Source organism: Halocynthiibacter namhaensis, assembly GCF_000812685.1.
Taxonomy (GTDB): domain Bacteria; phylum Pseudomonadota; class Alphaproteobacteria; order Rhodobacterales; family Rhodobacteraceae; genus Halocynthiibacter; species Halocynthiibacter namhaensis.
In genome coordinates, this window is sequence record NZ_JWIF01000056.1 from 407,106 (window position 1) to 427,293 (window position 20,188).

A 20,188-nucleotide genomic window follows, 5' to 3' on the forward strand; every position below is an offset into this window, starting at 1 on the left:
GGAATTTTATGACAGATGTTGTCAGAACACAAATCAGTGCCGAGGCGGGATCGATTATCTTTGTCGCAACCCCGATCGGAACCGCGCGCGACATCACGCTGCGGGCCCTTGATATCTTGGCCCATGCGGATGTTTTGGTGGCAGAAGATACGCGTACATTGCGCAAGCTTATGGATATTCACGCCATCCCGCTGAACGGTCGTCCGATGATTGCCTATCATGATCACAACGGCAGTGCCGTGCGCCCGCGCCTTTTGGGATTGCTGAAGGAAGGTAAGATCCTTGCTTATGCGTCAGAAGCGGGCACGCCATTGGTCGCCGATCCTGGCTATGGCCTGGCACAGGATGCCTTGGACAACGGCTTTGTTGTGACATCCGCGCCAGGGCCATCAGCTGTGGTCACTGCCCTGACAATTGCGGGTTTGCCGACGGATCGTTTCTTTTTTGCTGGTTTTTCGCCCAATACGACGGCGGCGCGCAAAGGTTTCATTGAAGAAACCCGTGAAATTCCTGGCACGTTGGTGTTTTATGAATCGCCCAAGCGTTTGGCTGCGTTTTTATCTGACGCAGCTGAGGTGCTTGGTGATCGCAAGGCAACAGTCTGTCGTGAGTTGACCAAAAAATTTGAAGAAGCCCGCAAAGGTAACCTGTCGGAACTTGCTTCGCATTATCAAGAGAATAAGGCCCGTGGTGAAGTCGTGGTGGTGATTGATCGCAATCGTTCAGATTCTGTTAACGCTGAAACGCTAGAAGATAGCCTACGCCAAGCGTTAACGACGATGCGGGTGCGCGATGCCGCAGATGCGGTGTCGGCGGCGCATGGCGTGGCGCGGCGCGATGTCTATCAATTGGCGATTGCGATGAATAAGGAAATTCGTGATGGGGGCGACGAGTGATCATAAAACGCAAAAAGGTCTAAGCGCATATTATGCGGGGCTTGCTGCGGAAGAACAGGTCGCGCGTCATTACATCCGTCTCGGTGCAAAGGTCCTTGAAACTCGTTGGCGGGGTGAAGGTGGGGAAATTGATGTGATCCTACGCGCCGATGACATGTTGATTTTCGTTGAGGTTAAGAAAAGTAAAAACCTTCTGCGGGCCGCCGAGATGATATATCCTGCGCAACTGGCCCGTATCATGGCGACAGCCGAGGAATATGTCGCAAAACAAGGTCTATGTCTTGATATGCGTGTAGATGCGGCCTTGGTCGATCAAATTGGTCGGATTGAAGTGATCGAAAATATTACAGTTGATTTTTGACCAAAATCATCACGTTTTTGTTGCGCCCCATTGATCCCACCTTCTGGGCAGTCCATGTATTCATGACAGTAATTCCCTGCCAAAAGAGACCGCCTCATGAAAATCGCTTTCCAAATGGACCCAATCGGTTCCGTAGATATCAATGCCGACAGCAGTTTTCGCCTGGCGGAAGAGGCCCAAGCCCGCGGGCATGAGTTGTTTTTCTACACACCAGACAAGCTGGCCTATGACGAGGGTAAAGTCACCGCGCGCGGTTACCCGTTCACAGTAAAACGTGTGCAGGGTGATCATGTTGCATTTGGCGAGGAAATCACCGTTGATCTGGCGGATTATGATGTGGTTTGGCTGCGCCAAGACCCACCATTTGACATGTCTTATATCACCACCACCCATATCTTGGATCGTATTCATCCCGACACATTGGTGGTGAATGACCCATTCTGGGTGCGGAACTATCCTGAAAAACTGCTGGTTCTGGATTTCCCAGACCTGACCCCGCCAACCACGATCGCGCGCGATCTGGAAACGCTCAAAGCGTTCAAAGCCAAGCATGGTGATATCATCCTAAAGCCACTTTACGGCAATGGCGGTGCGGGCGTGTTCCGCCTTGGCCCGGATGATCGCAACATGACGTCGCTGCATGAGTTGTTCTCGGGCATCAACCGTGAACCGCTGATCGCACAAAAGTTCCTGCCCGTGGTGTCTGCGGGTGATAAGCGCGTGATCTTGGTCGATGGCGAACCTGTTGGCGCGATCAATCGTGTGCCGGCAAAAGGCGAGACACGTTCCAATATGCACGTCGGCGGTCGCCCTGAGAAATGCGAATTGACCGAACGCGACCTTGAAATCTGCGCCCGTATTGGGCCACTTCTCAAGGAAAAGGGTCAGGTTTTTGTTGGGATTGACGTGATCGGTGACTGGCTGACAGAGATCAACGTGACATCCCCCACCGGCATTCAGGAGCTTGAACGTTTTGACGGCGTGAATATTGCCGAAAAAATCTGGGAAGCCATTGAAGCGCGCAAAGCCTGATTAAGACGCGATTTTTTCGCGCGCGGCAATCAGACGGTAACTTACCGCCTCGCCAATATGGCGTTCCTGTACATCGGGAACGCCTTCCAAATCCGCAATGGTGCGCGCGACACGCAACACACGGTGATAGCCGCGCGCAGACAGTCCGAATTTCTCAGAAAATTTGTTCAGTAAGTCTCGACCCGGCGTATCGGGTGCGGCGATTTCTTCCAGCAAACGCCCTTCGGCCATGGCATTGGTGGAAACACCAAGGTGATCCTCATAGCGCTTGGTTTGAATTTCGCGGGCTTGAGCGACGCGTTGCGCAATCTCTGCGGAGGCCTCGCCTTCTTCCTGATTGGATAGGTCCTGCCACGCGACAGGCGGAATTTCGGCGCGCAAATCAAAGCGATCCATCAATGGCCCAGACACACGCCCAAGATAGTTTTCACCACATATCGGGGCCTTGTTGCAAGCGCGCCCAAGGTCTTGAAGATGCCCGCATTTACAGGGGTTCGCAGCCGCAACTAACATGAAACGACAAGGGTAACGCACATGAGCATTTACACGCGCGACGCTGATTGACCCCGTTTCAAGCGGTTGGCGCAAGGTATCAAGGGCGATGCTTGGAAATTCTGGAAATTCATCCATGAACAACACGCCGTTATGGGCCAAGGACACTTCCCCTGGTTTCGCGTCGCGCCCGCCCCCGGACAGTGCTGCGATCGATGCGGTGTGGTGCGGTTCCCGAAAAGGGCGCTGGCGAGAAATTCCGTCAGATGCGCCTTGTCCTGACAGCGATGAAATAAGGGATGTTTCAAGCGCTTCTGCGGGCAGTAGTGGGGGTAATATGCCCGGCAGGCGCGCCGCCAGCATGGATTTACCAGATCCAGGTGGGCCCAAAAGAAAGGTGTGGTGATGCCCTGCCGCTGCAATTTCCATGGCGCGTTTGCCACGGTGTTGTCCTTTGACGTCCTTGAAATCCTTTGTGCTTTTTATGTCCTCGGCTGTGCCAGGCTTTGCTGTGTCTAAGGGCGCCTGCCCCGTCAAATGTCGGATGACGGCATGAAGGTTTTTCGGCGCATACACAGCATTTGCATTGATCCAAGCAGCACCCGGCCCGGATGCGTGTGGGCAGATCAAGTCCCGCCCCGTTTCGGCCGCGGACAGAGCTGCGGGCAAGGTTCCAGGCACATCAATCAGTGTACCATCAAGCGACAACTCGCCCAATGCTATGATTTTCTCAACCCGTTCGCTTGGAAGAATGCCCATGGCGGACAGTAAGGCCAAGGCGATGGGCAAGTCGTAATGTGACCCAGCTTTGGGCAGATCCGCCGGTGATAGGTTGATTGTGATTTTTTTAGGTGGCAGTGCGATCTGAAGCGCTGTTAGGGCCGCACGGACTCGTTCGCGCGCTTCAGCAACAGCTTTGCCGGGCAATCCAACAATTGCGAAACCAGGTAAGCCTGGGGCGGTCGCGCATTGTACTTCGACAATGCGCGCATCGATGCCCTCAAACGCGACTGTGAAAGCCCGTGCTACCATATTTCTGCAACCATTTTGCGCCTCGGGGATTGTTAACTGTGGTTAACGTTATCCGAGAGATGGTTTACGAATGGTAAAGATCCATGAATGCGGGCCAAGCCTCGGGGTCGGCAACGGTTTTGTCACGACAGACACGATTACACATGCCGAAAACACGCCCGTCAATTTCCATGAGCCAAGTCGCGGGTTTACCCGAATACGGGCAGGCTTCGTTCTCAGGCGTTCCCAATGAGATCTTTCGCGCAGGTGGTAAATTCATTGGCATAGGCCAGGCTTGTCGGGGGTGGGTTTGACTGTAGCGGTCCAGTGGTGTGTCGGTCGCCATGCCAATCGCGCGCCATTGACGGAAATTCGTATCCTCTAGGTGCAGTTGCACGTATTGGCGGGTCTCTTCACTGACCGGCAGGTTGAAGCCCGCAATACGGGCCGCAACGGGGGCGTAAAAAGCATCCGCAGCGCTGTAGTCACCACATAGCCAACCGTTGGGGCTTTGGGTGGCGTTGCGTGCGTAGGACCATAAGGTTTCCAATTGGCTAAGTTCTGCCTGTAATGCATCCGAGACAGGCACATCGGTGTAAGCGCGCGTCAAATCCATGGGGCACTCGTTTCGTAAGGTCGTGAAACCTGAGTGCATGGTCGCGACCAATTTACGTGCGATAGCGCGTGCGGCGGGGTCTTGTGGCCAGATGGAATTGGCGGGGAAACGGTCGGCCAGTTCTTCTGCGATTGCGATGGAATCATCCACGGCGACACCCTCGGGGGTTAGCAAAAGTGGCACGGTACATTGGGGCCCATAGGCCTTTAGTTGTTCGCGAACTGGTGCGTCTTCGAAGCGCAGATATTGCGTTTCGATCTCTGTGTTTGCAAGTTTCGCCAACAGCCAGCCGCGCATTGACCAGCTGGAATGAATTCGGTCACCAAGGATAAGTTTATATGTCATGACGGCACTTTAGCGTGAGGAATGACATTTCAATAATGAATATTTATATGAACTTACATCAATTTATGTGATGTGTTTGTGAATGCCTGCACAGGTTTAGTCTGTTGCGCTTGAGTTGGCCGCAAAGGCGGCATACACCTATGTTAACACCGCGAATGCGCGATAGAAAGGGTTGAAAATGCTGGCAGGTAAGAAAATACTTCTGATCATTGGTGGCGGGATCGCAGCGTTTAAATCGTTGGACTTGATCCGACGTTTGCGCGATGGCGGGGCTGAAGTTGTACCCGTTTTGACCAAAGCAAGTGAGGAATTCGTGACACCTTTGTCTGCCTCTGCTCTGTCTGCGCAAAAAGTGTATCGGGACCTGTTTGATCTGACGGATGAAGCTGAGATGGGCCATATTGAATTGTCTCGCGCCGCTGACCTAGTGGTTGTTGCACCTGCGACGGCGGACCTGATGGGCAAGATGGCGAATGGATTGGCGAATGATCTGGCATCCACCCTTTTGTTGGCGACGGACAAACCTGTGATGATCGTACCGGCGATGAATGTGCGCATGTGGGAACATGCCGCGACACAGCGCAACCTGGCAACACTGCAAGGCGATGGCATTCTGGTTTGCGGCCCCGATGAAGGCGCTATGGCCTGTGGCGAATTCGGGCCCGGGCGCATGGCAGAAGTGCCTGACATCGTCGCTGCGGTTGAGGCTGCGTTGCGCGATGGTCCCTTGAAAGGCAAACGAATTTTGGTGACCTCTGGCCCAACCCATGAACCGATTGATCCAGTGCGTTACATCGCGAACCGATCTTCTGGGGCACAGGGCACCGCGATTGCGAATGCACTGGCTGCGCTGGGCGCTGATGTTGTTTTTGTCACGGGTCCAGCGGATGTTGAACGTCCGCAAGGTGTTGAGATCATTGAGGTGCAAACCGCGAATGAAATGCTTGAGGCGACTCAGTCAGCTTTACCCGTGGATGCAGCAGTTTTCGCCGCAGCGGTTGCTGATTGGCGAGTTCTATCAGCCAGTGATAGCAAGATTAAGAAGAATGGATCGGGGAAATTGCCTGTTTTAGAGTTTGCCGAGAACCCTGATATTTTGGCAAGTGTTTCGCAGATGAAGACGGGCCGTCCAGGTCTGGTCGTGGGCTTTGCGGCTGAAACTGATGACGTGATCGTCAATGCCACATCTAAACGATTGCGCAAGCAGTGTGACTGGATCATTGCCAATGATGTAAGCCCAGAAACGGGTATCATGGGAGGGGCAGAAAACCAAGTCGTGGTGATTACTGATAGCGGCGCAAAAGCTTGGCCCCGCATGGATAAAGATGATGTGGCAAAGCGGTTGGCCGCCGAAATTTCTGTGGCACTTGAAGCCAACGGGTAAGCCTCCGGCGGGAGTATTTTCAGCAAGATGAAAGAACATAAATGAACACGCCAGTGATTGGTTTTAAATGGCTTGAGGGCGCGGATATTGCGTTTGGCCTGCCTAAATATGAAACAACGGGTGCGGCGGGTGCGGATTTGCGTTCGAACTTTGCGCCAGATGCACGTGCTGGTGTCACGGTTGAACCGGGCGCGCGAATTTTGGTGCCAACGGGACTGTCGTTGGAAATTCCGCAGGGCTTTGAAGTGCAAATCAGACCGCGTTCTGGGTTGGCGCTAAAGTTTGGCATCACCCTGCCCAACAGCCCCGGTACAATCGACAGTGATTATCGCGGGCCCTTGGGGGTGATTGTGCAGAACGGCGGGGAGGAGCCTTTTGAAATCACGCATGGGATGCGGATCGCACAAATGGTTGTCGCGCCTGTTGTTCAGGGACGGTTTGAGTTGATTGAAACATTATCCGAAACAGAACGTGGAACGGGCGGATTCGGCTCAACGGGTGTGGCATGATCCTGTTTCTCTTCATGTCGGCGGTCCTTTGGTTGGTTGGCATTGCAATGAAAGCGCCAAAAAAAGATCGTTGGATTATGATTGGCGGGTTGTTTGGTTTGATCATGCTGTCGCATCTTGTTCTGCCGGAAAGCCATGCTGTACGTCAGGCCTTCGGGGGTAGTTTTGCCCATTGGGTGTTGATGGGGATGTTTGCAGTACTTGCCGTGATCTATGCCCGCTGGGTGCAGGGGTTGAAGGCGCGCCGCCAGCCGAATGTGGTGACTTCGGTGGAGGAAACGGTGGCAGCACCCGCCCCGCTTTTCGCTGCGGGAGAGTTGGACCGTTACGCCCGTCACATCGTGTTGCACGATATCGGTGGTCCAGGTCAGAAGGCGCTAAAAGAAGCGCGCGTGTTGGTCGTTGGTGCGGGTGGCTTGGGATCGCCTGCTTTGATGTATCTGGCGGCTTCTGGTGTCGGCACGATTGAGATCGTGGATGATGACGTGGTTGAATTGTCTAATCTACAACGCCAAGTGATCCATTCTGAAGATGCGCAGGGGCAGGCGAAAGTCACGTCTGCTGCTGCGCGGATTGGGCAGGTCAATTCCCATTGTGATGTGATTACGCATGAGATGCGGCTAGATGATCGCAGCGCGGATGCGCTGATCTCTGGCGTTGATATCGTGTTGGATGGTTGCGACAATTTCAAAACCCGTTACCTAGTGAACGAGATCTGTACAAATCTTGGTAAGCCGTTGATTTCAGGTGCACTAAGTCAATGGGAAGGGCAAGTTTCGGTCTTTGATCCGGCGCATGGAACGCCCTGTTACAAATGCGTTTTCCCCGAAGCTCCGATGGGTGACAATGCGCCGACATGCGCCACAACCGGGGTGCTTTCACCATTGCCCGGCGTGGTTGGCGCGATGATGGCGGCGGAAACGGTGAAGGTGATTACGGGCGCGGGCCAAGCCTTGCGCGGTGAAATGTTGATCTATGACGCAAAATATGCCGAGACGCGTAAGATAAGGTTGCAAAAAGGCTTTGATTGCCCGGTTTGCGGGCCAAAATCGTAAGTCAGCTTGCATCGTGACTTGGTCTGTACATAGTAGGGCCAAGATTGTGACAGATGTATAAACATTATAAAAACGGAGCTAACAATGAGACTCACATCCATTCTGGCCGCATGTGCGGCTGCTTTCGTAACCACTTCTGCGCTGGCGGACGGGCATGTGCCTGATCTGGGCGGCAAGGAAGTCGTGATCGTAACCGAGAACGCCTATCCACCTTTGCAGTTTGTGAATGCTGCGGGCGACGCTGTTGGTTGGGAATATGACGCCATGGAAGAGATTTCCAAACGTCTAAATATTGCGATCACCTATGAAAATATCAGCTGGGATGCGATGATTTCTTCCGTGTCCCATGGTCAATTCGACATGGGCATGACTGGTATCACCATTCGCGAAGATCGCGCAGAAGTCGTTGATTTTTCTGATGCTTATATGCGTTCTGAAATGGTCATGCTGGTGCGTGGCGATGAAGAACGGTTTAACGATGCTGCAAGTTTTGCCGCGGATGCCGATCTTTTGATGGCGGCGCAGCCTGGTACGACTCCGTTCTACGTTGGTGTTTATGAAGTGTTGGACGGTGATGAAGCCAACCCACGTATTCAACAGGTTCAGACCTTTGGTGCAGGTGTTGAAGCTCTGAAAACCGGGGATGTTGATCTTGTTCTGACCGACAGCACAGGTGGCAACGGATATGTTGCGGCGTCAAACGGCGGGCTGAAATTGGTTGGTGAACCTCTGGGTGCCGAAGACTTTGGTTTCATCTTCCCCAAAGGATCTGACTTGGTTGAACCCATGAATGCCGTGATCGCTGCGATGCAGGCTGACGGCACCATGGATGCGTTGAACACCAAATGGTTCTTGGAATATAAAGCCGGCGAATAACGCTTTGCTTGCAGCGCCCCGGCATTTCACCGGGGCGCTTTTCTTACGTTTATAATTTTTTCCAAGATGACCCCCAGACCTTCTGAAGACAAACCCGATTTCCCTTGGTGGCTGGTCGCGATCATCGCGTTCACGGCTTTTTTCGTGTTCCAAGTCGTCGGGAACCCCCTGTATGAACAGGTGGCTGGGAAGCTGTTCAAGGGCGTCAAAATCACGGTATTCGTGACGCTTATTGGGTTCCTTTTGGCGTCGATCTTTGGCCTGATGTTGGCGGTGGCAAGCCTGTCTAAGTATCAAATATTACGCCAATTATCGCGCTTTTACGTCGAAGTTATTCGCGGACTTCCGATCCTTGTGATCTTGCTTTACGTCAGTTTCGTTGTGGCACCTGGTATCGTTCAGGGCTGGAACTTTCTTGCTGAAAGTATCGGAATTGACCCTATTCGCACGCGCGATTTTACCTTTTTATGGCGTGCGATCATTGCGCTGACCATTGGCTATTCGGCGTTTATCTCGGAAGTGTTTCGCGCGGGAATTTTGTCGGTGGAAGAAGGCCAGATCGAAGCGGCTGAGGCTTTGGGTTTGAACGGCTGGCAACGCTTTCGACATATCATTTTCCCACAAGCTATCCGCACGATCATGCCGCCTTTGGGTAATGATTTCATTGCGATGATCAAGGATTCATCACTTGTTTCTGTGCTAGGGGTTCTTGATATCACCCAGCTTGGCAAGGTCACAGCGGCGGGCAATTTTCGCTATTTTGAGACTTATAACGTCGTCGCAATGCTATATTTGACGCTGACGGTCACGTTGTCGCTGTTATTACGAAAACTTGAAGCAAAGATGCGCGGAAAATACCCCTGATCTGACTTCGGCTCTGGACGATTGCGCTGGCGGGACATAGCTTCCTTTTCAAAGGAGATCTTTATGACCAACCCGCTTCTCGCCCCCTGGAATACGCCGTTTGAACTGCCGCCCTTCGCGGACATCAAAGACGAGCACTTTGCACCCGCAATGGATGCGGCTTTGTCCGAAGGTCGCGCAGGGATCACTGAGATCGCCGAAAACAAAGATGCCCCAAGTTTTGCCAACACGATTGAAGCACTTGAACTGACTGACGAAAGCTTGGGCCGCGTTTTGGGCACATTTTATGGTGTTGCAGGGGCTGACAGCAATGCGGCACGCGAAAAACTGCAAAGTGAATTTGCGCCGAAATTGTCGGCCTATGGGTCTGAACTGACAATGAATGCGCAGATTTGGTCGCGGATCAAAACCCTTTGGGAAAACCAAGACGGGCTGGATGAACAGCAACAACGTTTGCTATATCTATATCATCGCAATTTCATCCGTTCTGGTGCGGATCTTGAAGGGAATGATCGCGATCGCTTGACCGAAGTGAAATCGCGTCTTGCGACATTGGGCACCGAATTTGGACAGAACCTGCTGGCGGATGAACGTGATTGGTTCATGGAGTTGGGCGCGGATGACTTGGGTGGGTTGCCCGATTTTCTGCTTGAGGCCATGCAGGGTGCTGCAAAAGAAAAAAACCTGGACGGACATGTCGTGACCTTGTCGCGATCCTTGATCGTGCCGTTCTTGCAATTTTCCACCCGTCGCGATCTGCGTGAAGGGGCCTATAAGGCTTGGGCCGCACGTGGGGCGAATGGTGGTTCTACCGACAATCGTGGCATAGCGGCGGAAACCTTGGCCCTTCGCCATGAACGTGCGCAATTGTTGGGCTATGCGGATTTCGCCGCCTATAAGCTTGAAACCGAAATGGCGGGTAATGCGGATAATGTGCGTGATTTGCTGATGCAGGTCTGGGCACCGGCACGGGCTGCGGCGTTGAAAGACCAAGACATTCTTGAGGGAATGATGCGTGAAGATGGCATCAACGGTGATTTGAAGGCCTGGGATTGGCATCATTATTCTGAACGTCGTCGCAAAGCCGAACATGATCTGGACGAGGCTGAGTTGAAGCCATATCTGCAGCTTGAGAAGATGATCCAAGCCAGCTTTGATTGTGCCACGCGTCTGTTCGGTTTGGAATTCGCTCCGCTTGATGCGGATATGTATCATGAAGATGTGCGTGCTTGGGACGTGACCCGTAACGGAAAACATATCGCGGTGTTCATCGGGGATTATTTTGCACGTGGGTCAAAGCGATCTGGGGCTTGGTGCATGGCGATGCGCGCGCAGAAAAAACTGGGTGGCGATACGGCGCCCCATGTGGTGAATGTCTGTAATTTCGCCAAACCAGCACCCGGTGCAACGGCGCTTTTGTCATTTGATGACGCCCGGACGCTATTCCATGAGTTTGGCCATGCGTTGCATCAAATGTTGTCGGATGTGCGTTATGAAACCATCTCGGGCACTTCTGTTGCGCGTGACTTTGTGGAACTGCCAAGCCAGCTATATGAACATTGGTTAAGCGTGCCCGAAGTCCTGTCGAAATACGCGGTCCATGCGGAAACTGGCGAGGCGATGCCGCAAGACATGTTGCAGCGTCTTCTGGATGCACAGACCTATGACATGGGGTTCTCAACCGTTGAATTCGTCGCCTCAGCGCTTGTGGATCTGGCGTTCCATGAAGGCACACCAGCGGATGATGTTATGGTAAAACAAGCAGATGTTTTGAAAAGCATTGGCATGCCTGAAGCCATAGAAATGCGCCACCGGACCCCGCAGTTCGCCCATGTGTTCACGGGTGATGGATATTCATCTGGTTATTACAGCTACATGTGGTCTGAGGTCATGGATGCGGATGCGTTTGAAGCTTTTGAAGAAGCGGATGGTCCGTTTGATCCGAAATTGGCCAGAAGCCTAGAGGATAATATTCTGTCAGCGGGCGGCTCAAAAGAAGCGGATGTGCTGTACAAAGCCTTCCGTGGGCGGATGCCAGATGCGACCGCACTTTTGAAAGGGCGGGGCTTGGCGTGATCTATGGACAGTGGGGGCCAGCCCCCACACCCCCGAAGTATTTCAGGCAAGATGAAACAGAGACTGGGAGATTATTCTCTTAGCTCTGTTTCGGCGACGCCCCAGATGGAAAATTTCGGCACCCAGCCCCGATAGCCGTCGGCAGAAATGCGGCACCAATCTATGGTGCATTCCATCAGGCGTGCGATGGCGCCGCCTTCAATGCGGGCATTTTCACGTGCATTTTCAGTGGCGCTGGCCCGCATAGACAGAAGGTCTTCGCGTATGATCACCGTGCGGGTGCCCGACAAAAGTGAATAATGGACCCAGCCGCCCACCCCATCGATGTCTTCGACGCGCCGCCAGTTGGCGAACTCAGCCGTGATTTGCAGAGGCATATTGCGATGTTGAAAAACCCAATCGATCCGATGGGTTAAGCCGGGGCCGCGGCGAATATTTGCCTCTGATGCTTTCATCGACACGAAACGCGGAATTGGCAGGTTGGTGACTTGCCCGGTTTCTTGGGTATCCTGTGCCTGGACACGTCCTGTAAACACGCCGGTCGAAAGCGATAATGCCAATATAATTGATAAGATACGTGCCATGCGACGGCTTGCCCTTGTGCTTTATTCTCAAAAAGGTCGGAAAATTGCGATCTGACCCGGCAGAGTTCTTGTGCCCTGCGTCTGTATCGGTCAACTTGGCATTAACAGATTGCAAAGAAAAGATCCGGGAGTAAATCGATGCAAAAGGAACGGTTAAGTGTTGTCGTGACGCGACGGTTGCCCGAGGCGGTAGAGACTCGCATGACTGAATTGTTTGATGTCACGCTGCGTGATGACGATACGCCTATGTCTGACAACGAATTGGCTGCGGCAATGCAAAACGCTGATGTTTTGGTGCCCACCATCAACGATCAAATTGATGCCCGGCTTTTGTCGCGGGCGGGGGAACGTTTGAAGCTGATTGCGAACTTTGGTGCAGGCGTCGACCATATCGACGTTGAAACGGCCCGTAGGCGCGGCATTCTGGTGTCAAACACACCTGGTGTTTCCGCTGATGACACGGCGGATATGACGATGGCGCTTTTGTTGGCGGCAACGCGCCGTATTCCCGAAGGCCTTGCTGTGATGCAGACGGGCGATTGGGAGGGTTGGTCCCCAACGGCATTGCTGGGCGGGCGTATTGGTGGTCGCCGTCTGGGTATTTTGGGCATGGGGCGTATCGGACAGGCGGTGGCGCGTCGCGCCAAGGCGTTTGGAATGCAGATCCATTACCACAATCGCAAGCGTTTGCATGCTGACACCGAATCTGAACTGGAGGCGACCTATTGGGAAAGCCTAGATCAGATGGTTGCCCGTATGGATGTGATATCGGTCAATTGCCCGCATACCCCGTCAACCTTTCACCTGATGAATGCGCGCCGTTTGAAGTTGATGAAGCCCAATGCGGTGATCGTTAATACCTCTCGGGGTGAGGTGATTGATGAAAACGCCCTGACACGGATGTTGCGCAATCATGAAATCGCAGGTGCCGGTCTAGATGTTTATGAACACGGCCAAGATGTGAACCCACGGCTGCGTGAGCTCGATAACGTTGTTTTACTGCCACATATGGGGTCGGCGACTGTGGAAGGTCGCCTTGAGATGGGTGAAAAAGTTTTGCTCAACATCAAGACGTTTGATGATGGTCACCGTCCACCTGATCAGGTCGTTCCTGGCATGTTATGAGCGATGATAATTACCGTAAATGATCGAATGCAGCAGGGTTATGTTTACGCTTTGGAGGCACAGGAAGGTACGGATTTTTCTGTGGAATTCAACCCATTCTTCAGCCCGGCCAAAATGCTTGAGATGGGTGTGTTTGAAGGCCGGTATCTGAATGATTGCCGGGCTGAATTCCCTGCTGATTGGTTTGTAGCGGCACAACTGTCAGATCAGGCGAACCCGGATGTGAACTATTTTGGTATCAAAAGCCGCCAGCCCCTGTCAGTTTGGCGTGATAAGGGCTGGATTTACGGGCCTGATCCGCGCGGTTGGTTTCAGTGGTTTTGCCGGTATTGGCTGGGGCGGCGATTGCCCGCAATTGATGAAATCCAAATCAAACGTTGGAAGGGCTTTGCCCGACACGCGGGACAAATTCGGGCGAATTGTGATGTTGGTGACGTGTTTTGCAGGCCTCGCCAACGCCAAGCTTTGCTACAGTGGTCTTATGATCCGATGATTTAGTGGCGAATGCGTCGCAACCCCTTGGCAAAGAGGGCTGCAAGGCGTATACGCCGCCCCTGAGCCAAAGGAGTCCGTTTGATGCAAGGCAGCGCAAATCTTAACGTCATGATGAAGGCCGCCCGCAAGGCAGGCCGTTCCCTCGCCAAAGACTTCCGTGAGGTCGAGAACCTCCAGGTGTCTATGAAAGGCGCAGGTGACTTTGTGTCGCGCGCTGATATTGCCGCCGAGGCGATCTTGAAAGAGGAGCTTATGGATGCACGCCCGACCTATGGTTGGTGTGCCGAGGAAAGCAAAGAAATCCCGGGCCAAGACCCGACTCGCCGTTGGATCGTTGATCCGCTGGGTGGCACCACAAACTTCCTGCATGGCACGCCACATTTCGCGGTTTCCATCGCTTTGGAACACAAAGGTGAAATCGTATCAGGCGTGATCTATGATCCAGCCAAAGACGAATTGTTCTTTGCTGAAAAAGGTCAGGGTGCTTGGGTGAACGAAAGCCGCCTTCGCGTTTCTGGCCGCAATCGTATGATTGAAAGTGTCTTTGCAACGGGCGTTCCGCACGCTGGTGGCAAATACCTTCCTGCTTGCCTGCAAGATGTTGCGCGTGTGGCGCCAGCTTGTGCAGGCGTACGGTCATGGGGTGCGGCATCGCTTGACCTCGCTTATGTGGCTGCGGGTCGCTTTGACGGCTTTTGGGATCGTGGCTTGCAAATATGGGAAGTTGCGGCTGGTTTGATCATCGTGCGTGAAGCGGGCGGTTTTGCTGAACCTATTCGCGAAGAACAGAAAATTCTGGAAACCGGCCATGTGGTTGCGTCTAATGAAGCGATCTTTGATCGGTTCTCCAAAGTGATCCGCGATCGCGACCTTGCGGACGTTACTGAAGGCTAATCTGCCTCAGTGATCCATAGGATCTAGAAAATTGCATTCAACCCGGCGCTTAAATCGTGTCGGGTTTTTGTGTGTCGGCTTGATGAGATGTGCGGCCTCAGAATGGGGGGGCGGGGTTTAATCGCCGCAACCGCCGCCATCGCCATCTCCTGAACCACAGTCACCTGCGTCATCATCAGCGAAAGGATCGTTGCCCCCGAAAATCAAGGTGAATTCGCCTTTGGTGGTTAGGCTGTTTAGCGTTGCTATGATCGTGTAGAGCGGGATGGCCAGAAAGAGTATTCCAAGCAGAGTATTCTCACCCTGTGCAATTGCATTGCTGCTGAAGAAAACAAACACCGTTAAGAATATCAGCGTAAAGAAAGCCCCAACCTTACTGTTTTGCTTCCAAATGCCTTTTGGGGGTCTTCCAAACAGATCTTTGTATGCCGCAAGAGTGGCTTTATAATCCTCTAAATGCTGGGAGCCTTGACCGCCGGGGGTGTGGTGAACCTGCTTGCCCAGCGCCTTACAGAACCCATCCCAATAGTCGCGGCTGTGTTGCATATGCAAATGCCAAACCAAGTCGACTGCCTTAGAGGGAACGTTGCGTTCTGCCCGGGTGGCACACAGGTACATGTATTTTCGATATTCAGTGATCGCTACGTCGGCGGTTTCACGTGAGATACTGTTCTCGGCCATCAACTGTTCTGTAAATGGTAGGCCTGAAGCATCTGCAGGCATTTTGTAATTCGAAATCAGCTCCCATAGCTGAGTATTGAGAGAGGTCATCGGAGCCTCCTTTATGTTCTCTAGTTGTACCTCCAGAATAGCGCGTGAACATGACAGTTATGTGACAAAGCTGACGATGGGCTTGCGGCAAACATGCCGGGGGAAGCTATCGCAGGTGGGTGGGGGCTGGCCCGCTGTTCTATTGATCACCACGGTCTTTTGGGTGATTGACGCCGTCAGCCCAAGGAATATCCCCCATCTCGGATGGATTAAGACCTTCAATCGCGGCGGCATTTACCCCATATTGCGTTGGATCAGACCGCCGCTGGTGATGTGTGTAAATCCCGCAAGTTTTGCAAAAGTGATGTTTGGCTTGTCCGGTACCCCATTGATAAAGCGATAAATTGTCAGCACCTTTCTTGATCACGATACCTCCGTCCACAGGGGCGGATAGGGCAATGGCACCGCGTCGCCGACAATAGGAACAGTCGCAGCGCCGCGCAGACGCAAGGCCATCGGATAGGGTCACGGCCAGTTCAACCGCGCCGCAATGGCAGGTCAGCTTCAACGGATATTTCATCTCTGGCAAAGTCATCTGGTTCTCCGAATTTTAGGGATCGAGCTGCGGGTCAATGGGCCGTATTTCGTTTCGGGGTGGTCGGGATGCCCTTGGCTTCGCTGCCAAAAATCGAACCCACCCTTGCGCCACCAAATGGGCAGCATCAAGGTGGCTCCGGCGATGAACCCGCCGACATGGGCCAGCCAAGCGACCCCGCTGTCGCCGCCCGTAAACGTTGACCACAGTTGAAACCCAAACCATACACCCAAAACCAACCAGGCGCGAAAACTGAAAATTTTGAAAAAGATGATGATCAACAGCAGAACGTCTACTTTTGCCTTTGGAAACAAAAGCATATATCCGCCCATCACCCCAGCTATTGCGCCAGAGGCACCTATTATGGGGATGTAGCTGCCGGGGTCCGCCAAGGCCTGCATCAAGCCAGCGGCGACACCGGACATCAGGTAAAAACCTAGAAAGCCAAGATGGCCAAGCTCTTCTTCAAGGTTGTCGCCAAATATCCATAGAAACAACATATTCCCTGCGAGATGCATAAAGCCGCCATGCAGGAATTGATAGCTGAGAAGGGTATAGAATTCGCTGCCGTGGGATACATCAATCGGCTGTAACGCCCATGTGTTATAGAGCGGGACAAAAACGTTAATATCGTCCATTCGGCCCCAATATGCCATGAATATCAGGATGTTGATACCCATAAGTCCCCAAGTGACATAGGGTTTTTGGGTCGATGGATTATGATCGCGGATGGGTATAAGCATGGGCGCACGGTTACCCATGCGCCCAATAAGGTCAAGCCTGCCTTGTGTTTAGCTGTCGCCGGCTTCGGCCAGCAAAGCGGCGTTGCCACCCGCCGCGGTCGTGTCGATGCAAAGATGGCGTTCCAGCAGCGTCCGGCTTTCGTCGGGGATCTCGCAGATCAAAGGCAAAATAGCGCCTTCGCGCAGGGACAGAGCCGTTGCATATGTGCGCGCTGTTGCTTCATCACCCCAGAAAATTGCGCCTGAAATTCCAGACAGTTCCTGAAGTTCGAGCGGGGACAGCCCATGCGCAATCACGCCACACCCTTTCGCGGCCTGAACCGCGTCCAATTGTTGTTGTGCTGCCTCAAAGCCTGGCCCCATGCACAGCAGCGGATCCCGCACATGCGTTGACAGCTGGTTGCTTTCACCTGTTGGGCCGGGCAAGGCGGTGCTGTCTTCGGCATCAGTCGCCATGCGGGTTTGGGTTTGCAGCGCAGCTTGCAGATCAGATACATCGGTTTTCTCGGCGGATGCCGCATCTGTAAATTGTGTGTCTGTCGCATAGAAGCGATTTAGATACATAGGCCCACCAGCTTTTGGCCCCGTACCAGAAAGCCCTTCCCCGCCGAAGGGTTGGCTCCCTACAATCGCGCCAATTTGGTTGCGGTTCACATAAACGTTGCCCGCGTGAATGCGCTCAACCACATGTTGGACCCGGTCATCAATGCGTGTGTGCAGACCAAATGTTAGACCGTATCCTGTGGCATTGATGTCATCAATCACCTGATCCAATTCTATTGATTTGAAGCGCGCAACATGCAAGATGGGCCCGAAAATCTCGCGGGTCATTTCCGCGATGCCATTTACAGACAGAACTGTGGGGGCGATGAAATTGCCACTGTCGTGCGCCTTCAATTCATGCAGGATACGTCCGTTGTTCCGCGCGTCAGTGACGTAATCTGCGATTGATTTTCGGGCTGCCTCGTCGATGACGGGGCCTGTATCTGTTGTAATGTTCCAAGGGTCGCCCGGTGCAAGCTCATCCATTGCGCCATGCAACATTTTCAGGAAGCCATCTGCGATATCTTCTTGAATATATAGGCATCTTAGGGCCGAACAGCGTTGCCCTGCGGATTGGAAGGCGCTTTCGATGACGGCTTGAACGGCCTGCTCAGGCAAGGCAGTGCTGTCGACGATCATCGCGTTTAAGCCGCCGGTCTCAGCTATGAATGGCGCGTTGGGCGCTAGGTTTTCGGCCATTGCACGGCGGATGCGCAGGGCGGTGGCGGTTGATCCAGTGAAGCAAACCCCGCCCACTTTTGGATTCGAAGTCAGCGCTGCGCCAACACGTGATCCGGGGCCTGGAATATACTGCATGGCTGCGCGCGGTACGCCGGCTTCGTGCAGCAATTGGACCGCCCGAAAGGCCACCAAAGGGGTTTGGTCGGCGGGCTTGGCCAGAACTGCATTGCCCGCAGCAAGCGCCGCAGCCACCTGACCCGAAAAAATCGCCAAAGGAAAGTTCCAAGGTGAAATGCAGGTGAATACACCCGCTGCATTGCCCGTGCGCTTGACGGCTTCATCAGCGTAGAAACGTAGAAAATCAACGGCTTCGCGCAGTTCCGAAATTGCATCTGGTAAGGTTTTTCCGGCTTCGCGCGTCAACAACGCGAACAGTTCAGCATGGTGTGCCTCATATAGATCTGCGGCCTTGTGCAAGATCTTTGCGCGTTGACCGGGCGTTTCATTCCATGGGGTTGCTGCGTCTATCGCGGTCCTTACATCTTCGTCAGATGCTGCTGAAATCATCCCTGGAACATCGTCGTTATTGGCGGGGTTTAACACGGGTTTCGCTGCTTCCGCGTTGGTGTCTGTCGCCAGCAATGGCGTGCCCGTCCATCTGTGTTTGCGGAACTTCTCACGCTGTTGATCCAAGGCGTTTAATTCTGGCGCATGTGCGATATCCCAGCCGCGTGAATTTGCGCGATCGCCAAACAAGGCATCCGGTGTTTTCAATGCAGTGCTGAGCGGCGCCGTGATATATGTTTCAACCTCGGACAGCGGATCAGAGGCGACTTCTTCCGGGGTGACGTCTTCGTCAACAATCTGGTTTACAAAGGATGAATTTGCGCCGTTTTCCAACAATCGGCGCACAAGATATGCAAGCAAATCGCGGTGTTCACCGACTGGCGCATAGATCCGGCACCCGGTTTTTTCTGCTTCCAAAACGATGTCATGCAGGCGTTCGCCCATGCCGTGAAGTCGTTGAAATTCATAATCATCAGTTGTGCAGTTCTCGGATTTCGCGATGTCCAAAATGGCTGCGGCTGTGTGGGCATTATGGGTCGCGAACTGAGGGTAAATAACATCAGTACGCGACAAAAGCTTGCGCGCATTGGCGATATAAGACAGGTCGGTTGATGCTTTTCGGGTATAAACAGGGAAGCCCGGCGCGCCAATTTCTTGCGCGTGTTTGATTTCGGTGTCCCAATAGGCCCCCTTCACCAAACGCACCATAATGCGGCGGTTTAAGCGTTCGCACAGGGTCGCAAGCCAATCAATTGTGGCCCCGCAACGCTGCCCATAGGCTTGTACCACCACGCCGAAACCATCCCAACCCTCAAGGCCGGGGGCTTCCAGAACGGCTTCGATCACATCGAGAGACAGGGACAAACGATCTGCTTCTTCCGCATCAATATTGAACCCCATGCCTGCAGATTTGGCGATCAATGCAAGGGACCGCACGCGCGGCACCAATTCGGTCATGACACGTTCAAGTTTTGCCTCTTCGTACCGTGGATGCAGCGCCGACAGTTTGACCGAAATTCCGGGGTTGGTACGAATGTTGTCGTGGGTACACGCGGTGGCGATCGCGGAAATTGCGCGGGAATAAGACAGGTGGTACCGCTTTGCGTCGGCTTCCGTGCGGGCGGCTTCACCCAACATGTCGTAGGAATAGCTATAGCCTTGGGCTTCCAAATCTTTTGCCCGTTTCATGGCGGCTTGGATGTCTTCGCCCAACACGAACTGGCGGCCCATTTCCTTCATCGCACGTGACACGGCCGTGCGGATGACGGGTTCGCCCAAACGCTTGACCGCACCGCGCAAGTGGCCTGCAAGCCCGTGAGATTTTTCTTCCAATACCTTGCCAGTCAACATCAATGCCCAGGTGGACGCGTTGACCAGGGATGATGATGATGCACCAAGATGTTTACCCCAATCAGAAGGGGCGATTTTGTCTTCAATCAAAGCGTCAATTGTGTCAGCGTCGGGGACACGCAGCAGGGCTTCAGCCAAGCACATAAGCGCGACGCCTTCGTCCGTAGATAGGCCATATTCCGCAAGAAACACTTCCATCAAGCCAGGCTGTGCCGATCCGCGAATATCACGCACAAGGCCGGCGGCGCGCGCTGAGATACGATTGCGGTCTTCGGACGACAGGCCAGTTTCTTGCATCAGAACCGGAAGCACCTTGGCCTCGTCGGCATATTTCTGGGCGTCAATGGTCTGGCGGAGGGCGGACAGTGAGGCGTGGGACATGT

19 protein-coding genes are annotated in these 20,188 nt (G+C 53.5%); 12 read left to right on the forward strand and 7 right to left on the reverse strand.

Features of this window, described 5'->3' with window-relative positions; translation table 11 throughout:
* The first annotated feature begins 8 nt into the window (after positions 1–8).
* The 3 genes from rsmI (at position 9) to gshB (ending at position 2,289) form a co-directional block, all read left to right on the forward strand.
* Positions 9–896: a 16S rRNA (cytidine(1402)-2'-O)-methyltransferase gene (gene rsmI / locus RJ38_RS09985; RefSeq protein WP_039018672.1), complete on the forward strand. Its 888-nt coding sequence runs from the start codon at positions 9–11 to the stop codon at positions 894–896.
* The gene (locus RJ38_RS09990; protein ID WP_039018673.1) at positions 880–1,257 is read left to right on the forward strand and encodes a YraN family protein; all 378 of its coding nucleotides are present in this window, start codon (positions 880–882) and stop codon (positions 1,255–1,257) included. Before rsmI ends, RJ38_RS09990 begins: the two co-directional genes overlap by 17 nt.
* A 96-nt stretch (positions 1,258–1,353) precedes the next feature.
* The gene (gene gshB / locus RJ38_RS09995; RefSeq protein ID WP_039018674.1) at positions 1,354–2,289 is read left to right on the forward strand and encodes a glutathione synthase; all 936 of its coding nucleotides are present in this window, start codon (positions 1,354–1,356) and stop codon (positions 2,287–2,289) included.
* Here gshB and RJ38_RS10000 read toward each other — a convergent pair whose 3' ends face one another.
* Complete coding sequence (locus RJ38_RS10000) at positions 2,290–3,813, reverse strand: YifB family Mg chelatase-like AAA ATPase (RefSeq protein ID WP_039018675.1); 1,524 nt, start codon at positions 3,811–3,813, stop codon at positions 2,290–2,292. It abuts the gene before it with no gap.
* Positions 3,814–3,877: 64 nt separating this feature from the next.
* Positions 3,878–4,753 carry a glutathione S-transferase gene (locus tag RJ38_RS10005; RefSeq protein WP_039018676.1) on the reverse strand — a complete coding sequence of 292 codons (876 nt, stop codon included), beginning with the start codon at positions 4,751–4,753 and terminating at the stop codon, positions 3,878–3,880.
* A 178-nt stretch (positions 4,754–4,931) separates the two neighbouring features.
* On the opposite strand from RJ38_RS10005, the gene coaBC reads away from it, so the two are divergent.
* The 6 genes from coaBC (at position 4,932) to RJ38_RS10035 (ending at position 11,517) form a co-directional block, all read left to right on the forward strand.
* Positions 4,932–6,137, forward strand: coding sequence for a bifunctional phosphopantothenoylcysteine decarboxylase/phosphopantothenate--cysteine ligase CoaBC (gene coaBC, locus RJ38_RS10010; RefSeq protein WP_039018677.1), 1,206 nt, complete (start codon positions 4,932–4,934; stop codon positions 6,135–6,137).
* A 41-nt stretch (positions 6,138–6,178) separates the two neighbouring features.
* Complete coding sequence (gene dut, locus RJ38_RS10015; protein WP_039018678.1) at positions 6,179–6,646, forward strand: dUTP diphosphatase; 468 nt, start codon at positions 6,179–6,181, stop codon at positions 6,644–6,646.
* Complete coding sequence (locus tag RJ38_RS10020) at positions 6,643–7,701, forward strand: HesA/MoeB/ThiF family protein (RefSeq protein ID WP_039018679.1); 1,059 nt, start codon at positions 6,643–6,645, stop codon at positions 7,699–7,701. Before dut ends, RJ38_RS10020 begins: the two co-directional genes overlap by 4 nt.
* Before the next feature lie 84 nt (positions 7,702–7,785).
* Complete coding sequence (locus tag RJ38_RS10025; RefSeq protein WP_039018680.1) at positions 7,786–8,577, forward strand: transporter substrate-binding domain-containing protein; 792 nt, start codon at positions 7,786–7,788, stop codon at positions 8,575–8,577.
* A gap of 66 nt (positions 8,578–8,643) precedes the next feature.
* A complete protein-coding gene (locus RJ38_RS10030; protein ID WP_039018681.1) occupies positions 8,644–9,441 on the forward strand; it encodes an amino acid ABC transporter permease in 798 nt (265 codons plus the stop codon).
* Between the two features lie 63 nt (positions 9,442–9,504).
* A complete protein-coding gene (locus RJ38_RS10035; RefSeq protein WP_039018682.1) occupies positions 9,505–11,517 on the forward strand; it encodes a M3 family metallopeptidase in 2,013 nt (670 codons plus the stop codon).
* Between the two features lie 71 nt (positions 11,518–11,588).
* Here RJ38_RS10035 and RJ38_RS10040 read toward each other — a convergent pair whose 3' ends face one another.
* On the reverse strand, positions 11,589–12,101 hold the full coding sequence (locus RJ38_RS10040) for an SH3 domain-containing protein (protein ID WP_039018683.1): 513 nt from the start codon (positions 12,099–12,101) through the stop codon (positions 11,589–11,591).
* Positions 12,102–12,239: 138 nt separating this feature from the next.
* On the opposite strand from RJ38_RS10040, the gene RJ38_RS10045 reads away from it, so the two are divergent.
* The 3 genes from RJ38_RS10045 to RJ38_RS10055 all read left to right on the forward strand — a co-directional run bounded on the left by RJ38_RS10045 (position 12,240) and on the right by RJ38_RS10055 (position 14,615).
* Positions 12,240–13,226, forward strand: coding sequence for a 2-hydroxyacid dehydrogenase (locus RJ38_RS10045; RefSeq protein WP_039018684.1), 987 nt, complete (start codon positions 12,240–12,242; stop codon positions 13,224–13,226).
* Positions 13,227–13,229: 3 nt separating this feature from the next.
* On the forward strand, positions 13,230–13,724 hold the full coding sequence (locus RJ38_RS10050; protein WP_039018685.1) for a hypothetical protein: 495 nt from the start codon (positions 13,230–13,232) through the stop codon (positions 13,722–13,724).
* A 78-nt stretch (positions 13,725–13,802) separates the two neighbouring features.
* The gene (locus tag RJ38_RS10055; RefSeq protein ID WP_039018686.1) at positions 13,803–14,615 is read left to right on the forward strand and encodes an inositol monophosphatase family protein; all 813 of its coding nucleotides are present in this window, start codon (positions 13,803–13,805) and stop codon (positions 14,613–14,615) included.
* 117 nt (positions 14,616–14,732) lie between these two features.
* On the opposite strand, the gene RJ38_RS18160 is transcribed toward RJ38_RS10055, so the two are convergent.
* The 4 genes from RJ38_RS18160 to putA all read right to left on the reverse strand — a co-directional run bounded on the left by RJ38_RS18160 (position 14,733) and on the right by putA (position 20,186).
* Positions 14,733–15,386, reverse strand: a complete 654-nt coding sequence (locus RJ38_RS18160; RefSeq protein WP_052245315.1) for a glycine-rich domain-containing protein — start codon at positions 15,384–15,386, stop codon at positions 14,733–14,735.
* A 139-nt stretch (positions 15,387–15,525) separates the two neighbouring features.
* On the reverse strand, positions 15,526–15,921 hold the full coding sequence (locus RJ38_RS10065) for a GFA family protein (protein WP_420319415.1): 396 nt from the start codon (positions 15,919–15,921) through the stop codon (positions 15,526–15,528).
* Positions 15,918–16,664, reverse strand: coding sequence for a rhomboid family intramembrane serine protease (locus RJ38_RS10070; RefSeq protein ID WP_039018910.1), 747 nt, complete (start codon positions 16,662–16,664; stop codon positions 15,918–15,920). Before RJ38_RS10070 ends, RJ38_RS10065 begins: the two co-directional genes overlap by 4 nt.
* A gap of 48 nt (positions 16,665–16,712) precedes the next feature.
* Positions 16,713–20,186, reverse strand: a complete 3,474-nt coding sequence (gene putA, locus RJ38_RS10075) for a bifunctional proline dehydrogenase/L-glutamate gamma-semialdehyde dehydrogenase PutA (RefSeq protein ID WP_039018687.1) — start codon at positions 20,184–20,186, stop codon at positions 16,713–16,715.
* Between the last annotated feature and the right edge of the window lie 2 nt (positions 20,187–20,188).

Bases quoted from the DNA above. Each gene is read 5' to 3' on its own strand.
- rsmI (WP_039018672.1), top strand. From the start codon at position 9: ATGACAGATGTTGTCAGAACACAAATCAGTGCCGAGGCGGGATCGATT.
- RJ38_RS09990 (WP_039018673.1), top strand. From the start codon at position 880: ATGGGGGCGACGAGTGATCATAAAACGCAAAAAGGTCTAAGCGCATAT.
- gshB (WP_039018674.1), top strand. From the start codon at position 1,354: ATGAAAATCGCTTTCCAAATGGACCCAATCGGTTCCGTAGATATCAAT.
- RJ38_RS10000 (WP_039018675.1), bottom strand. From the start codon at position 3,813: ATGGTAGCACGGGCTTTCACAGTCGCGTTTGAGGGCATCGATGCGCGC.
- RJ38_RS10005 (WP_039018676.1), bottom strand. From the start codon at position 4,753: ATGACATATAAACTTATCCTTGGTGACCGAATTCATTCCAGCTGGTCA.
- coaBC (WP_039018677.1), top strand. From the start codon at position 4,932: ATGCTGGCAGGTAAGAAAATACTTCTGATCATTGGTGGCGGGATCGCA.
- dut (WP_039018678.1), top strand. From the start codon at position 6,179: ATGAACACGCCAGTGATTGGTTTTAAATGGCTTGAGGGCGCGGATATT.
- RJ38_RS10020 (WP_039018679.1), top strand. From the start codon at position 6,643: ATGATCCTGTTTCTCTTCATGTCGGCGGTCCTTTGGTTGGTTGGCATT.
- RJ38_RS10025 (WP_039018680.1), top strand. From the start codon at position 7,786: ATGAGACTCACATCCATTCTGGCCGCATGTGCGGCTGCTTTCGTAACC.
- RJ38_RS10030 (WP_039018681.1), top strand. From the start codon at position 8,644: ATGACCCCCAGACCTTCTGAAGACAAACCCGATTTCCCTTGGTGGCTG.
- RJ38_RS10035 (WP_039018682.1), top strand. From the start codon at position 9,505: ATGACCAACCCGCTTCTCGCCCCCTGGAATACGCCGTTTGAACTGCCG.
- RJ38_RS10040 (WP_039018683.1), bottom strand. From the start codon at position 12,101: ATGGCACGTATCTTATCAATTATATTGGCATTATCGCTTTCGACCGGC.
- RJ38_RS10045 (WP_039018684.1), top strand. From the start codon at position 12,240: ATGCAAAAGGAACGGTTAAGTGTTGTCGTGACGCGACGGTTGCCCGAG.
- RJ38_RS10050 (WP_039018685.1), top strand. From the start codon at position 13,230: ATGATAATTACCGTAAATGATCGAATGCAGCAGGGTTATGTTTACGCT.
- RJ38_RS10055 (WP_039018686.1), top strand. From the start codon at position 13,803: ATGCAAGGCAGCGCAAATCTTAACGTCATGATGAAGGCCGCCCGCAAG.
- RJ38_RS18160 (WP_052245315.1), bottom strand. From the start codon at position 15,386: ATGACCTCTCTCAATACTCAGCTATGGGAGCTGATTTCGAATTACAAA.
- RJ38_RS10065 (WP_420319415.1), bottom strand. From the start codon at position 15,921: ATGACTTTGCCAGAGATGAAATATCCGTTGAAGCTGACCTGCCATTGC.
- RJ38_RS10070 (WP_039018910.1), bottom strand. From the start codon at position 16,664: ATGCTTATACCCATCCGCGATCATAATCCATCGACCCAAAAACCCTAT.
- putA (WP_039018687.1), bottom strand. From the start codon at position 20,186: ATGTCCCACGCCTCACTGTCCGCCCTCCGCCAGACCATTGACGCCCAG.